The sequence below is a fragment of the Acuticoccus kandeliae genome, assembly GCF_003073115.1.
Map to the genome: position 1 here is coordinate 1 of NZ_QBBV01000018.1, position 707 is coordinate 707.

Consider the following 707-nt stretch of genomic DNA (forward strand, 5'->3'; position numbering starts at 1 on the left):
TCCTTCGCCGCCACCCCGGAGCTGCCCGCCGCGGCCGGACGGCCCTTCTCCCCCGCCGCCCGCTTGCCGCGCGAGGCGTTGCGGCCCGACCCGCCGACCGGGACGGCCTCGGTGTCCTCGGCCTCGCGGTAGACCTGGTCGAGGATGTCGGCGATCTTCTTGCGCAGCGGCTGCGGGTCGATGCCGTGCTCGGTGTTGTAGGCGACCTGCTTGGCGCGGCGGCGGTCGGTCTCGTCGATCGCGTACCGCATCGAGTCGGTGATCCGGTCGGCGTACATGTGCACCTGGCCGGAGACGTTGCGCGCCGCGCGGCCGATGGTCTGGATCAGTGACGTGCCGGAGCGGAGGAAGCCCTCCTTGTCCGCGTCGAGGATCGGCACCAGTGACACCTCGGGCAGGTCGAGGCCCTCGCGGAGCAGGTTGATGCCGACCAGCACGTCGTACTCGCCGGACCGCAGCTGCCGCAGCAGCTCCACCCGGCGCAGGGTGTCGACCTCGGAGTGCAGGTACCGGACCTTGATCCCGAGTTCGAGCAGGTAGTCGGTGAGGTCCTCGGCCATCTTCTTGGTCAGCGTGGTGACCAGGACCCGTTCGTCCTTGGCGGTCCGGTCCCGGATCTCGGCGACCAGGTCGTCGATCTGGCCCGTGGTCGGCTTGACGTCGACCTCGGGGTCGACCAGGCCGGTCGGGCGGCTGCCCTGCTAGAC

General features: G+C 70.7%; 1 pseudogene. It reads right to left on the minus strand.

Going from position 1 to position 707, the window contains the following annotated elements:
* Positions 1 to 692: pseudogene (locus DBV35_RS29070) on the minus strand (helicase-related protein); the annotation flags it as partial.
* Between the last annotated feature and the right edge of the window lie 15 nt (positions 693 to 707).